The following is a 14740-nucleotide window of genomic DNA, read 5'->3' on the forward strand; positions in this document are numbered from 1 at the left end:
AATTTTTAAGAAGACTTACTCAGGGCTAAAAGTTGGGGATCGTCTATTTTCGTCGATCCCTTATGGGTTAAAACCCTTTAGCGATCGGGGTTTGGGACTTTTTGACTCAGGAAAAACTGGGAATAAAGTTCTGTAATCGTAATCTTAAAAATTAATTAAATTTAGTATTTTTTGATAGAAATTAACAGACGGGTTTTAGAATAAAAATCTACATATCACAGTTTACAGTCATTTGCGCTCGGTTACAGAATATCTTTATATTTTGGCTCTCCCATATAGGAGTCAACGGCTGTTGACTCCTACGGAATCAGAGGATAGAGAGAGACTTATCGTCCAACCAAGATCAATACGGAGCGATCGCACAATTTCTGTTCAAACTGATTTTCCAAAACCGCCTCTGTCCCCGGTTTCCAGCTTTTCTGAGCCGAAGTTAACCCCGTATCGGCAAACAAATGCCACTGTTTCCCATCCGGTAACTGGGGAATTTCAAACGTCAGGGGTTCCCAGTGCATATTCATCCCCACATAAATATAATCATCCTCCTCTTCTCCATCTTTGGCATGTTGACCGCAGAGCAAAAACGCTAAAGTCCGGGAATAGTCAGCCCAGTCCACATTCCACGCTTGGGTTCCATGCCAACTAATATCAGCATAGCCACTACCGACGAGATCTTGATGGTGAAAATGGGTGTTGCGTCGCAGCACCCGATGAGCATGACGGAAAGCAATGCAGTGCTGGAAAAACTCAAAAATATCTGGATTCGTCTCCAGTAGAGACCAGTCCAGCCAATTTAGCTCATTATCATGACAATAAGTATTATTATTCCCCTGCTTAGTGCGTCCCATCTCATCCCCCATCAAGATCATCGGCACACCTTGGCTCACCATTAACAGGGCGATCGCATTTTTCACCAGTCGTCGTCTCAGTTCATTAATTTCCGGGTCATCTGTTACCCCTTCAACACCGCAGTTCCAACTAAAATTATCATTAGCTCCATCTCGGTTTCCTTCCCCATTTGCCTCATTATGTTTCTCGTCATAGGAGAACAAATCAAGCAGCGTAAACCCATCATGGGCCGTAATAAAATTAATCGAAGTCGTTGGAGGGCGGTTTCCTTCCGCATACAAATCTGGAGACCCCATTAAACGGTGGGACATCTCCCAAACTTCCGCATCTCCCTTAACAAACTGGCGCAACATATCCCTATATTTACCATTCCACTCAGCCCAACGGCCGAAGGAAGGAAATGACCCCACCTGATAGAGTCCACCAGCATCCCAAGCTTCGGCAATGAGCTTACACTTAGCCAAAATCGGATCGTAGGCCAAAACTTCCAATAAGGGCGGATTGGTTAATGGCGTGCCATCGCGATCGCGTCCTAAAATAGAAGCTAAATCAAAGCGAAAACCATCAATATGATACTCTGCCGCCCAATAGCGCAAACAATCTAAGACAATATTCCGCACAATCGGATGATTGCAATTGAGCGTATTACCACAGCCACTAAAATTAAAATAATACCCCTCTGGGGTCAACATATAATAAACCTTATTATCAATCCCTCGGAAGGAAATCGTTTGCCCCAGCTCATTCCCTTCTGCTGTATGGTTAAAAACCACATCTAAAATCACTTCAATGCCATTTTTATGCAGTTCTTTCACCAATGCCTTTAACTCATCCACCTGCATTCCTAGCTTGCCGGTAGCCGCATAACCCGCTTTAGGGGCAAAAAAACCAACTGTACTATAGCCCCAATAGTTATATAACCTTTCTCCCGTATCTGGGTTAAACCGGTGATTTTCAAACTCATCAAACTCAAAAATGGGCATTAACTCCACTGCATTAACGCCTAATTCTTTGAGATAGTCAATTTTTTCCCGCATCCCCGCAAAGGTTCCCCGATATTTCTCTTTCACTCCGGATGAAGAATGCTGGGTAAAACTGCGAATATGCATTTCATAAATGACTAAATCTTCTGGAGGTAATTCTAAAGGACAATCATCTTGCCAATCAAAATCATCAATTACAATTCGGGCCCGATGTTGATAGATACCCTTAAAGTTGGGGATTTCACCCCAGACATCCCGGCCACCAATTACTTTAGCGTAGGGGTCCATGAGAATTTTGTTGGGATCGAACCAATGGCCTGCGCTTTTATCATGGGGGCCATCCATGCGATAACCATATTCAATATTTTCATAGTCTAGGTCAAACACCATCATGGAGTAGACATTACCGATGCGGAATGCTTCAGGAAAGGGAATTTCGACTAAGGGTTCGGGAGCGCCTTTGGTAAACAAAACCAGGGTACAGGAAGTCGCATGACTGGAAAAAATGGAAAAATTTACGCCTCCGGGTTCTAAGGTTGCCCCAAAGGGAAAGGGTTTTCCTCGGCGAAATTTGAAGGTTTTGTGGGTATGGGTGGGATGAATATCAATACGTTCCATGGTTATAAGTTACCCTAGAGAAGATCGGCAAAGAAGGGAGATTTAGGCAAGATTACGGGCTTCATCTATGGTTTCACAAACGGTAAAAAAGTCTAGGAATCCAGTAATGGCCATGGTGTCGCGAATTTCCTCTGATAATCCAACTAATATGATTTGGATATTTTGCTCGTCTATGGTTTTTTCGGCGGCTTTACGCTGTAAGACTAATAAAGTTCTCAGTCCAGCACTGGACATAAAAGAAACACCGGTCATATTCAGCAGAATTTTGGGGGTTGAGCCAATTTCTGGCAAAATTTTCTCTTGCCAGCTAGGAGCAGTTTGTCCATCAATGTCTCCATTGACTTCTATAATTGTTACTGAATCTTCAGTGTAAATGTTAATATCCATGGAGGTTTTCGGGCAGTTTTAAGGATTAAGAGGAAGAAACAGAAGCAACTGAGTTGTCCTGATTTTCCGAGGGGGCAGATAGTAAGGATCTCCTTACCACCAGTAGGGTCATATCGTCAAATTGATCCCCTTGACCCCGATGGGCGTTGATCCGATTGATAATCCGCTCTAGCAAGACAGTAGCAGATGTTGCGGGTTGTTCCAATATCGAGAGTAAGTTTTCTAAGGAAAAGGACTCACCTTGAGGCGATCGCGCATCGGTGATGCCGTCAGTATATCCCAATAGGAGATCTCCTGGTTCTAAAGTCATCTGCCCGGTTTTGTACTCAGCTTGTACATTAATGCCAATGGCTGGGCCGGTGGGGGGTAATGAGTCTTTGACTCCTCCTCTAGAGGCAAGAATAAATAGGGGTAAGTGACCGGCATTAATATAAAATAAATTACCGCTTTTCTGATCTAAGATGCCAAAAAACAAGGTGGCAAACATTCCCAGGTTGCCATGATTTTTGGCTAAATAGTAGTTGGTTAATTCTACCGCTTTGAGGGCATTGATTTGTTCGGCGGCATAGGGATGGCGATCGGAGGTGGAATGGAGGATGTCTGCTACACTCAATTTCCCGGTTAAAACTAAGCCATCTAAGGCGGTTTGTCCGGAAAAAATTCGCATTAAACTTTGAATTAAGGGCATAAATAGGGCTGCCCCAACTCCCTTATCACAAATATCAGCAATGACTAAGCCGATGTAGCCTTCACCCAATTCAAAGGCATCATAAAAATCTCCGGCTACTTGACGGGCGGGTTTAAACCAGGCTAAAACTTCCCAGTTGGGAGAATTAAGAATGACGAGGGGTTTGGCTTCATCTCTTTTGGGTAAAAAATTGCGTTGAATTTGCCGACCTTTTTCAAGTTCAAAGGTTAAAGCACTATTGGCTGCATAGAGGGCTTTATTGGCGGCTTCTAATTCTCTAGTTCTTTGGGCTACTTTGTCTTCGAGGGTTTGGTTGGCTTGAGCGAGTTGACGAAAACTTTTTTGAAGTTGATCGGCCATGCGATTGAAGCTATCGACTAAAATACCGATTTCGTCTTCTCGATTCACTTGAATTCTTGGCTTGAGTTCTCCGGTGCTAAGGGTGGTAGCAACGATGATTAAATCGGTGATGGGGCGAGTAAAACTGGTGGCAATTAACCAGACGGCTGTGCCGATTACCACTCCAGTTCCTAGGGTTAAAAAGATGGAAATTTGCCAAAATTGCTGTTCGGGTTGGCGCAGTTCACTGGCTTGTTCTTGTAGGAGGAGAATGAGTCCATTACTCAGGGGTAAGGAGTAGCCGAGCCAGTCTGTTCCTTCTCGATCTTGTCGTTCAAAATGGTGGCCGGGGGAGGTGAGGGCGGGTTGAATTTCGGGATGATTTTTCCAGGAAATGAATTGGGGTTGGGAGAGGAGGTTAAGATCGGGATGGATGAGAATATAACCGTGAGGATCGAGGAGCATGGCGTAGCCGGTTTTTCCCCATTGAAGCGATCGCAGTTGACTACTGAGGGTGACTAAATTAATACAGCTTCGCAGCACTCCGATTGCTTGGGTTTGACCCCAGATGGGTACGGCTGAACATAATACGGGTTGCTGATAGGCTGGAGAAATAGAGGCTTCTATGGAAGTCGATCCGGCGATCGCCTTTTGAAACCAAGAACTTTGAGTCACATTTTCCCCGGATTTTTCCCAGGTACTGCCCACCTCTTTGCCTTGGCGATCGAACGTTTGGGCCCAAGTTAATCCATAGGTAGATACCAAAAATTTTAATATCGGTTTCTGACGCTCTGGATTCATGCTCCCTATATCCGAAACTTGGGCAATTTTACTGAGGATATCCCCCGTTTGACTACTATAGGTTGACAGTTGTTGGGCGAGTTCCTGGGCCCGAAGGAGCTTATTTTGTTTGGCGCTCTGACGCATCCATGCGGTGGCCATAGAACTGGTTAACCAGGATATGGCTAATAAACCGGGAATCACTGCTAATAAAACCAAGACTGTAAGCTGAAAGCGTAAACTATGGCTAGAAAAAGATTTCATAGGATGCCTTGAATATCCTCACCTTAAGCAGTGAATGGCTTTGGGCCCTAGTACCTGAGATCCCATTTTTGGGTCATCACTCAGAATAGTGTGGAGGAGAGCAACAAGACTATCTCAGCCATCCCCTACCCTTGAGGTGGGCTAGATTAAGCTTTTATTTTAACTGAAAATGAAGGCTAAAAACGGGTTTGACCCTGGCTGGTATGGCGATCGCTCGTTCTAACCTAATCGTCATCAGAGAACTGTATCGAGATAGACACTCAATTCAATCCTACCCTCGATAAGATTGGCGATCGCTAAAGTGTGCCATGTATATAGCTAGTCTCAATGAGTTGTGCAACTGGAAATGCCCTCTCCCTCAATCCCTCTCCCACGGGAGAGGGACTTCTGCTCCCCTTCTCCCTTCGGCTAGGCTCAGGGCAACGCCTGCGGGAGAAGGGGGTAGGGGGATGAGGGGCAGTTATTACATAACTCATTTAGGTTTGCTATCTAAGGGGCTTTTTTGTTTAACCTTCCTCACTCCATGTCTTAATGCTTAGAGAAGTCAACGCTTATGAGTCTAACCACTGATTATGAGCCAAACCTAGAGATCTTGGGAATCCCTGCCAATCGAGGCAGATGGCTTTTTATTCCTTTGGGAATGACGATCTTACTCTGCTTGGGAAGTGTGTATTCCTGGAGTATTTTTAGAACGCCTTTAGAAAATGAGTTAGGAATTAGTGCTACTCAAAGCCTATTACCCTACACCTTTGCTTTGGTTTCCTATGCTGTATCTATGCCGATCGCCGGTTTCTATATTACTCGTGTGGGTGTGCGTGTGATAACGGCGATCGGCGGGATCGTCGTCGGCTTAGGCTATATTCTTTCTAGCTTTGCTACCGATATTGGAATGCTCGTCTTTACCTATGGAGTCATGGCTGGAATTGGGGTGGGTATGGTCTATGGTGTTCCCATGGTGGTCGTCTCTCGCTGGTTTCCAGATAAGAAAGGCCTGGCTTTGGGGTTAACCATCGTTGGGTTCGGACTCTCTCCCCTGATCACTGCTCCCTTAGCCAACCAATTCATCGCGGACTATACGGTTCGGACAACGTTACGCATTCTTGGTATTGCCTTTATCGCCATTATTCTAACCATTGCCCTGACGTTGAAGTTGCCCCCTAGGGACTGGCATCCCCACCAGAATGCTATAACCTCCTCATCCAGCTCAATGTCAACCTATTCTGGCAACTTGTTTAAGAGTCGCTCATTTTATGGTCTGTGGATTTGCTATGCCATTGGAACGGTAGTCGGTTTGAGTGCGATCGGGATTTCTAGTCCAGTGGGACAAGAAATCATTGAGATTAATCCCACGGTAGCGGCTAGGAGTGTAGCCTTATTTGCTCTGTTCAATGGGGTCAGTCGTCCCTTGTTTGGTTGGTTAAGCGATCGCTTTAAACCTCACTACATTGCCATTTTGTCCTATGTGCTGATCTTAATCGGTTGTGTATTAATGGTAAATGCTCAAACTGGACAAGTGACTACTTATCTAATTGCCTTCTGTCTATTTTGGTTTTGTCTTGGCGGGTGGCTGGCTATGGCTCCAACCCTTACATTGCGCTTTTTTAATCCCGATCGGTATGCTCAAAACTATGGCATTGTCTTCACTGCCTATGGCATTGGTGCTTTGATTGGCACATTGGTTACTGGACAAATTCGAGATTTATTTGGCACATATAACTATGTGTTTTACGTTATGGCTTTTTTAGCGATTATCGGTATTGTTATCGCCCAAGTGCTGCTCAAACGGGAAAAGAATATACCCTCACTTTAGAAAGTGAGGGGCGAAACCTATTTCGCTCCTACACTAAAGTGGATCTAAAGAATTTTCTGGCCGTTTGACAATAAACACATTACGATTAATCGAGCCGATACGCTCATGGATAAACCGATCTACACTTTGCAGGGCTAAGTAAACCCCTAATCCACCACAGGGCCGTTGTTCAAGTGGTGAACATAAATGGAGGGGTTCCTCTTCTTCTGTGGGGTCGTAAACCGCTCCGGTGTCTTCCATGGAGACCATCAGCTCTTGGTCGGTGATGTCTGCTCGGATATCTAGCTCTCCGTTAATTCCAGCTTCTGTATAACCGTGAATAATAATATTCGTGGCGATTTCATCCACTGCTAATCTTAATTTATAAGAAGATTTGCGATCTAAACCCGCCTCCTGAGCTACAGCTACGATATACTGCGCGATCGCCGATAAAGAATCAAGTTGTCCTGAAGCGACTAAATGCTGCATTGTCTTAAAACGGTATCAGAGACGACGGTTTTTAGGGAGGGATCAATTGGGGATCGGTTACTAAGATAGTGTAAATACGTCTTTTTATCTAATAAGCTAAAAAAAAGTTACTCTTAGTTGAGCCAAAACACTATCTGTTTTACCCCCACTTCAATGCTAATCTGATTCGGCTAAAGTTGGGTTTAAAATTAGCTTAAATTTACAGAAATAGATTGATGGTTGGGAAGGCAAAACCAAAACCGAGTCCCCTGGCTGAGATCGCTCTCTACACCCAACTTACTGCCATGGGCGGCTAAAATGCGATCGCACTGATACAGACCGAGAGAAATACCGGTTAAGGGAGTCGATGTATGACTGTCGGAGGCTTGGGGATCTAAGGAAAATAAATAGGGGAGCTTTTCTGGGGGGATGCCGACCCCATTATCAGTCACTGAGCAATAAATACCCCGGTTAGAGTGGGCTTGTAACTCAATCTGGATCGCGACTCCAGGGGGATTATGCTTGATCGCATTGGAGAGGAGATGCTCAAAGACGCGCCGGATGTATTGAGGATTGGCATTGACTAGGGGGAGTTGCTCTGGGGGATGATAGGTAAGATGAGTTTGATTGGCTTGAAAATGGGATTGCATATTCTCCAATACGGTTTCTAATAGCAGCGCGAGATTGATAGGTTTGGGCTGCGTCGCTCTCAAGTCAGCATCAAGGGTGGCGACTTCCAGTAGGGTGTTGAGTTTGCTCAGTTGGCGATCGCCCCCTTCAGTCAGCCGTTGCAGTAAAGATCGACTCACCGATAAGGTTTCTCCAGGTTTTTTGAGTAAATTTTGATTGAGCATCAGTATCCCCATAAGGGTGGTGCGTAAGTCATGAGCAATGGCTTGAAAAAAACAGTTTTTCAATTGATTGGAGCGGCTTAAGGCTTCTTGATTTTCCTGTAATTTTTGTCTCTGTTGCCACAAGGTGGCTTCTAATTCTAAAATCCAAGCCTCTCTACGGGTAATATCTGCGGATAAGCGGTCTTGATTGTGGCGCAATAGCTCTGTATTCAGGTTCAGTTCAGTTAAACTAACCACTAAGATCCAAGCTGTGATCTCAATGGAGGTGATGAGGATCTCAAACCCGAAGAGGGCTTCTTCTGGGCTATCTGCCCTCATCATTAATAAGCCCCGATCCTGACTCCACCCGATTAAAGCAAAAAGGGCAAGTAAGAGACTGGTGGCAAAAACTCCGATCGCCCCATAGCGAAAAGCCGCCCAAACCATTAAGGGAAAACAGAGGTATTCTAAGGGGACATCAGCGACTTCCTGTATCCACCCCCGATCGATCCATCCCCCATGGGGTACGCCAAAAACGAAGCTACTCACCCCTAGCCCAAGCATAATGGCGATCGCCGTTTCCATCCAAGAGGCAGAACCCTTAACCTCGACTTCCCAGTTCCCCAGAGACCAACGCCCCATCGCATAAACCAGTATCGGAGTGACCAATAAAACTCCCATAGTTTGGCCAAACCAGAGACTCCACAGATGCTCTAAAGGGTTACTTAAAGTATGGAGCCATAGGCCCAAAGCTACATCTAGAGAGGCACTGATCCCTGTACTGACGATCGCGCCCCAGAGAATCAACTTAAAGACTCCCTTGAGATTGGCTTGTATCGGTTGCCATCGACATAATCCTAAGAGATAAACGCCGAGGGTGGGGCCTAGGGTATAACTGAGGGCTAGGGCGATCGCTGCTATGGGGGAATGGCCTAGAATGAGAGCATAAGCCCAACTGCCTAGGGCTACTCCTGGCCAAAACTCAATGCCATAAACGACTAATACTCCTAGGGCTATCCCTGCGGCTGGGCAAATGGGGGGAATTGCGCCTAAGCCGAGGATGGTTGTCGTGATATAGGCTACTGTAAAGTACGCTAGGGCGATCGCTCCAGTTAACCCCGTGTATCGGCTGATTGGGTATCCCTGAATCAGAATTCTGCTATCCATGGGTGATCGAGTATCGGTTTCTTTCCTTTTTACATTAAGGATGAATTGATACCGTGACTTCCTCCACTAGGGTGAATTCTGAGCGATCGGGTAATGAACTTAAATTGCTCTATCTTTGATCGTCAGATCAAAAAAACCGTCGTCTAACTCATAGCCTAGCATCTGGGTCATGGCTTTAAGTCGCGATCGCGGCTCAATTCCCTGCTGTTGCATCCAATCGATTAAGACAAAAGTTTTACCCATCACGAAAATTTCTAGGGCTTCGGGATTAAACTGAATGCCGTCGGTGCGATGGAATTGATGGGGAATGAGCATGGCGGTATAACGGGCAAGTTCTCCCGCTTTCCAGTCCAATAGGAAGGGTAACCAAGGATAAACCGCATCTAAACGGATAAACCATAGGCGAATTTCGGGAATTTCTGAGAGTTCCCTCGGATCGGTGTCTTCGCGGGGATAGTCAATGCTAAATCTGAGCTGTTGCTCGTATGCCGATAATTTCCCTTGAGCCAATAGGGGGGCAATCTGCTCCTGAGCTGGCGAAAGATCTAACCCCTGAATGGCTTTAGCCTCTAATTGAATTTCCATCGTCATTGTTTATGGCTTCCTCATGATTTGAACGGCTTAGATGAGCAAGGATTTCACCATTTGTACTTCAATCATGTCAAAGATTAACTGATTCTAACAAGATTTACACAATTTATTTCTGCAAAGACCGTTCGAGAACAAAAAAGAAGGGTTGGGGTAAACTCTTAAAATCCATCACTCCTAATACAGTCCGATCGTCAATTTTTCTAAAAGAATCATTAATGGGTAAATAATCATAGATCATGGTGGCACTGACTTGATTTCGGTATTCCATCATCCGTAATCGCGCTTGACTCTTTTCAGTTTTGAATAAAGAATTTGTTAAACTAAATACAGGCTTGATGATTCCTAGATTGATCTTGGGAATTTTATTGACCCACTCCATCGCCCTAGCATTAGGCGCTACTTTAATGAGTTTACCCTGAGCATCTAGAAACAGTAAAGGATGTACAGTCTCAGCATTAACAAATTCTTTGCCATACCAATTCGAGGCTTCTAATAAGCCATCCATGGGGTGATCGGTATGCAATCCAGAACCTTTCCACCGACCGAACATAAATTCTAGATTTACGGGTTCTAGGGCATCAAATAATTCTAGGGCGGTTTCCAGGGTTGTGCGACCTTTGTTGAGAATTAATTGAGTATTTTTGAGGATTTGTTTGGAGTTACTAAGGGTCACTGGATCGATTCCTGATTTTTATAGATTTATATTCTATCGGATTGCTGGTTTGATCCTGAATGAGTAGGGCAATATACCTCGATCGCGGCGATCGCCTTAAGAAATTCTACTCAACTGCACCCGGATTGCAGATCTTCCACTATCCTGTTACTCACTACGATCAACCTGGATCAATGGTTGTACTTAAACACAGCCTTAGAAATTCTGAGTTAAAGTGGTAATGAGTTTACTTTGAAGGGTAAAACTAGCATACCCCTAAAGCGATCGCGCTTTACCCTGATGAGCCGATCCTGTTGTTGTGTACCTCAAATAGGAGAATCCATATCATTAACAATGAGCAACGAACCTGTCATGCTACCACCTATCCGATCCTTAGAGGATGCTATCGATCGATGTCAACATTTAGGAATGCGCCTGAGTCGTCAACGGCGGTTTATCCTGGAATTGCTCTGGCAAGAACAAGAGCATCTGTCGGCAAGGGACATTTATGACCTGCTCAATCAACAGGGACGGGCGATCGGTCATACCTCAGTGTATCAGAATCTCGAAGCCCTTTCTTCCCAAGGTATTATTGAATGTGTCGATCGCGCCGATGGACGGCTTTATGGTCATATTAGTGACCCCCACTCCCATATCAATTGCTTAGATAATGGCAAGATTCTTGATATTCACGTCGAGCTACCCCCAGAATTGATCGAGAAAATTGAAGCCCAAACCGGGGTGAAAATCACCGATTATCGGATTGATTTCTATGGATATCAATCTCAAACCTAAACAAGAAAGCTGGTCAGGTTTATCCTGGAATCAACAATCAAAGTTGATCGGGGCAAAGTTGACAGGGGGAACGAAATGTTAAGTAAGCAAACCGTTCTACAACAATTATCAGAGCATCGTGAACAATTGCAGCAATTTTCAGTAAAAATGTTGTTTTTATTTGGTTCGGTGGCTAGAGATATGGCTCATGCAGACAGCGATGTAGATTTGCTGGTAGAATTTGAGCGGCCGGTTGGGTTATTTACATTTCTGGGTCTCAAGCATTATCTGGAAGAGATCTTAGGCTGCTCGGTAGATTTGGGTACGCCGAATTCCCTCAAACCAGCTTTCAAGGAAAAGGTCTTAAAGGAGGCTATACGTGCCTTCTAGAGAATTGGCTGACCGAGTTGAGGATATCCTAATAGAAGTGATTGAGATTGAGAAATTTGTCGAAGGTATGACATTTACTCAATTTTGTGCAGATCGACGCACCTTAAAAGCAGTTTTGTATGGATTGGCCGTTATTGGTGAGGCAACGGCTAATATTTTACCGCAAGTACAGACTAGATATCCACAAGTGCCTTGGGTTGATATTCGAGGAATGAGAAATGTAGTGATTCATGAATATTTCAACTTAGACTTACAAATTATCTGGGAAACAATTCAAACAGATTTTCCTCAGTTTAAGTTAACGCTGGAGGGGATTTTGAGGGATGTACAGCAATAAATTTAGATTGAGTCAATGAAACCCAAAAAGACTGCTGAAAAAACCCTACAAATTCGCGTCCGAGGACGGGTTCAGGGGGTGGGATTTCGACCCCATGTTTGGCGTATAGCCCATGAGCTAGGGCTAGGGGGTGAAGTTTGCAATGATGGGGAAGGGGTACGCATTCGCATTGCTGGAGAACCGGAAGCATTATCTGTATTTCGGCAACGGTTAGAGTCTGAAGCGCCCCCCCTGTCAGAGATTGAGTCGATTGAAACCGAAGCGCTAGAGCAAACTGTGGAGTTAGAAGGGTTTGCCATTGTGGAGAGTGTGGGGGGCAAAACCCAGACCCAAATTGCCCCGGATACTGCCACTTGTGGGGCTTGTGTGGCAGAGATTTATACCCCTTCTGAGCGACGCTATCGCTATCCGTTTACGAACTGTACCCATTGCGGGCCAAGGCTTTCGATTATTCGCTCTGTTCCGTACGATCGCCCCTCAACAACGATGGCGAATTTTCCCCTCTGTCCAGACTGTCAGGGAGAATATGACGATCCGGGCGATCGCCGTTTCCATGCACAACCCATTGCTTGTCCGGTTTGCGGGCCGAAACTTTGGCTAGAGTCCCTCACTGAGAAAGGCGCTCTTGGGGAACCGGGAAAAGAGATAGAAACAGTAATTTCCCGGATCGAAGAAGGGGAAATTCTCGCCATTCGCGGCTTAGGTGGCTTCCATTTAGCCTGTGATGCTACTAACCCAGAAGCTGTAAACCGCTTACGTCAACGCAAACGCAGATATGGTAAACCCTTTGCACTGATGGCGCGGGATATTGCCGTTATTCGGCGCTATTGTCAGGTGAGTGCAGTTGAAGAAGAGACGCTCAGGAGTGGTGCGGCTCCGATTGTGCTGTTGAATGCGGAGGGTGGGGAGAGGTTACCGGAGGCGATCGCCCCTGGAGTAAATACCCTCGGTTTTATGCTTCCCTATACTCCCTTGCATCTTCTGCTACTTGAAAAACTGAATTATCCCTTAGTGATGACCAGCGCCAATTTATCCCATGAACCCCAGTTAATCAGTAACGCAGAAGCCAGGACAAAACTGATCGGACTAGCAGATACAGTATTATTTCATAACCGAGAAATCGCTAACCGTATGGATGATTCCGTGGTGCGAGTCATGGCCGGAAAACCCCGGTTATTGCGTCGCAGTCGGGGGTATGTTCCGGGGGCGATCGCCCTTCCGCCAGGATTTGAGCGGAGCCATACCGCAGGTTCCTCTGCAACAAGGCACAATCCAACAGATCCCCCTACATCCCCCTTAAAAAGGGGGACTTTTGCTGCCCCCCTTTTTAAGGGGGGTTGGGGGGATCGACATGCAGGGCATAGCAGCGAAAACTGCCCTAAAATATTAGCCTATGGCGCAGAACTCAAATCTACCTTTTGCCTGATCCAAAATAATCAAGCTATTTTATCCCAACATCAAGGGGATTTAGAAAACCCCATTACCTACGCAGATTATCAGAAAAACCTGCAACTTTTTCAAGACCTTTACGATCATCAACCCCAATTTTTAGTCGCCGATCTCCATCCGGAATATCTCTCTACCAAACTCGCCCAAGACCACGCCCAAACCCAGAATTTACCCCTGATTCAAGTTCAACATCACCATGCCCATATTGCCAGTTGCTTAGTCGAAAATGGCATCCCCTTAGATCATCCTCCTGTCTTAGGTATTGCGCTAGATGGTTTAGGATTTGGCGAGGATGGTACGATTTGGGGCGGTGAGTTTCTCCTGGCAGATTATCGAGGCTATCAACGATTAGCCAGCTTAAAACCGGTAGCTATGATTGGGGGCACTCAAGCCATTCTGGAACCTTGGCGTAACACCTATGCTCACTTAAACGCTACTGGGGATTGGCAAATTTTGTCAGAAAAATATGGTCATCTAGAATTATTTGACTATTTCCAGAGTAAACCGATCGCCCTCTTTGACCAAATGCTACAAAAACGACTCAATACACCCCTGGCAAGTTCAGCAGGGCGGTTATTTGACGCAGTATCGGCGGCGATGGGTTTATGTCGCGATCGCGCTCTGTTTGAAGGTCAAGGAGCGATCGAATTAGAAATGGCAGTCGATCGCCATTTACTCTCAGAATCTGACGCTGATTTTCCTTATCCCTTTGAGATTATCGATCCCCCTACATCCCCCTTAAAAAGGGGGACTTTCCTTGCTGCCCCCCTTGCTAAGGGGGGTTGGGGGGATCTTCAAGCAAAACGCTCTAATTCAAGTGATAAACTTCTTTCTCTCGATCCTCGCCCCATGTGGCATTCCCTCTTAGAAGACTTGAGTCAAGGGGCAACCCTTTCCCTAATTGCAACCCGGTTTCACCAAGGTTTAATCCAAGGGATAACCCATCTCGTGGAAAAATTAGCCCATCAGTGTCAATTAGATGGACTCGATATTGAAAAAATTGCCCTCTCTGGGGGATGTTTCCAAAACCGGATTTTGCTGGAAGAATTAACCAAAAACCTGGAAGCGAGAGGCTATGAGTGCTTATCCCAGGCAAAAGTGCCGTCAAATGATGGTGGGGTATCCTTGGGACAGGGGGCGATCGCGATCGCCAGAACCACAGAATCAACTTAACCTATATTTATACTTAAAATTGGTGCTGGTTTAATGCTATATTAATCACAACTGTGGTAAACTAAAACTAGCCCTTAAAGCTCAACAGGAAAAAACCATGAGATTTATCAACCCGAAGATAGACTATGCCTTCAAAAAAATATTTGGTTCAGAACAAAGCCAACAAATATTAATCAGTTTTCTCAATGCCATCGTTTATGATGGAGAAAAAA

13 protein-coding genes are annotated in these 14740 nt (G+C 45.3%); 6 read left to right on the top strand and 7 right to left on the bottom strand.

Annotated features, from left to right (window positions below):
• Positions 1–326: 326 nt before the first annotated feature.
• The 3 genes from glgX to PMG71_RS08340 are packed head-to-tail and all read right to left on the bottom strand — an operon-like array spanning position 327 to position 4905.
• On the bottom strand, positions 327–2447 hold the full coding sequence (gene glgX / locus PMG71_RS08330) for a glycogen debranching protein GlgX (RefSeq protein WP_283753200.1): 2121 nt from the start codon (positions 2445–2447) through the stop codon (positions 327–329).
• Positions 2448–2489: 42 nt separating this feature from the next.
• Entirely contained in the window at positions 2490–2834 is a 345-nt protein-coding gene (locus tag PMG71_RS08335; RefSeq protein ID WP_283753201.1) for an anti-sigma factor antagonist, read from the bottom strand.
• 25 nt (positions 2835–2859) lie between these two features.
• Positions 2860–4905 (bottom strand): SpoIIE family protein phosphatase, encoded by a 2046-nt coding sequence (locus PMG71_RS08340; protein WP_283753202.1) that lies wholly within the window; start codon positions 4903–4905, stop codon positions 2860–2862.
• A 553-nt stretch (positions 4906–5458) separates the two neighbouring features.
• On the opposite strand from PMG71_RS08340, the gene PMG71_RS08345 reads away from it, so the two are divergent.
• Positions 5459–6715 carry an L-lactate MFS transporter gene (locus PMG71_RS08345; protein WP_283753203.1) on the top strand — a complete coding sequence of 419 codons (1257 nt, stop codon included), beginning with the start codon at positions 5459–5461 and terminating at the stop codon, positions 6713–6715.
• Between the two features lie 33 nt (positions 6716–6748).
• On the opposite strand, the gene PMG71_RS08350 is transcribed toward PMG71_RS08345, so the two are convergent.
• The 4 genes from PMG71_RS08350 to PMG71_RS08365 form a co-directional block, all read right to left on the bottom strand.
• Positions 6749–7183, bottom strand: a complete 435-nt coding sequence (locus tag PMG71_RS08350) for an ATP-binding protein (RefSeq protein ID WP_283753204.1) — start codon at positions 7181–7183, stop codon at positions 6749–6751.
• A gap of 188 nt (positions 7184–7371) precedes the next feature.
• The gene (locus tag PMG71_RS08355; RefSeq protein WP_283753205.1) at positions 7372–9162 is read right to left on the bottom strand and encodes a sensor histidine kinase; all 1791 of its coding nucleotides are present in this window, start codon (positions 9160–9162) and stop codon (positions 7372–7374) included.
• A gap of 99 nt (positions 9163–9261) precedes the next feature.
• Positions 9262–9753 carry a CRR6 family NdhI maturation factor gene (locus PMG71_RS08360; protein ID WP_283753206.1) on the bottom strand — a complete coding sequence of 164 codons (492 nt, stop codon included), beginning with the start codon at positions 9751–9753 and terminating at the stop codon, positions 9262–9264.
• A gap of 106 nt (positions 9754–9859) precedes the next feature.
• Positions 9860–10426 (bottom strand): DUF4334 domain-containing protein, encoded by a 567-nt coding sequence (locus PMG71_RS08365; RefSeq protein WP_283753207.1) that lies wholly within the window; start codon positions 10424–10426, stop codon positions 9860–9862.
• Between the two features lie 351 nt (positions 10427–10777).
• Here PMG71_RS08365 and PMG71_RS08370 point away from each other — a divergent pair, with 351 nt between their 5' ends.
• From PMG71_RS08370 to PMG71_RS23860, 5 genes are all read left to right on the top strand, one after another.
• Positions 10778–11200: a Fur family transcriptional regulator gene (locus tag PMG71_RS08370; RefSeq protein ID WP_283753208.1), complete on the top strand. Its 423-nt coding sequence runs from the start codon at positions 10778–10780 to the stop codon at positions 11198–11200.
• Positions 11201–11275: 75 nt separating this feature from the next.
• Complete coding sequence (locus PMG71_RS08375) at positions 11276–11569, top strand: nucleotidyltransferase family protein (protein WP_283753209.1); 294 nt, start codon at positions 11276–11278, stop codon at positions 11567–11569.
• The gene (locus tag PMG71_RS08380; protein WP_283753210.1) at positions 11559–11906 is read left to right on the top strand and encodes a HepT-like ribonuclease domain-containing protein; all 348 of its coding nucleotides are present in this window, start codon (positions 11559–11561) and stop codon (positions 11904–11906) included. The genes PMG71_RS08375 and PMG71_RS08380 overlap by 11 nt, the downstream gene beginning before the upstream one ends.
• Before the next feature lie 15 nt (positions 11907–11921).
• The gene (gene hypF / locus PMG71_RS08385) at positions 11922–14528 is read left to right on the top strand and encodes a carbamoyltransferase HypF (RefSeq protein WP_283753211.1); all 2607 of its coding nucleotides are present in this window, start codon (positions 11922–11924) and stop codon (positions 14526–14528) included.
• Positions 14529–14625: 97 nt separating this feature from the next.
• The coding region (locus tag PMG71_RS23860) for a PD-(D/E)XK nuclease family transposase (RefSeq protein WP_347179232.1) at positions 14626–14740 on the top strand (115 nt) is incomplete at its 3' end.

Origin of the sequence: Roseofilum acuticapitatum BLCC-M154 (assembly GCF_030068475.1) — a bacterium.
GTDB lineage: Bacteria > Cyanobacteriota > Cyanobacteriia > Cyanobacteriales > Desertifilaceae > Roseofilum > Roseofilum acuticapitatum.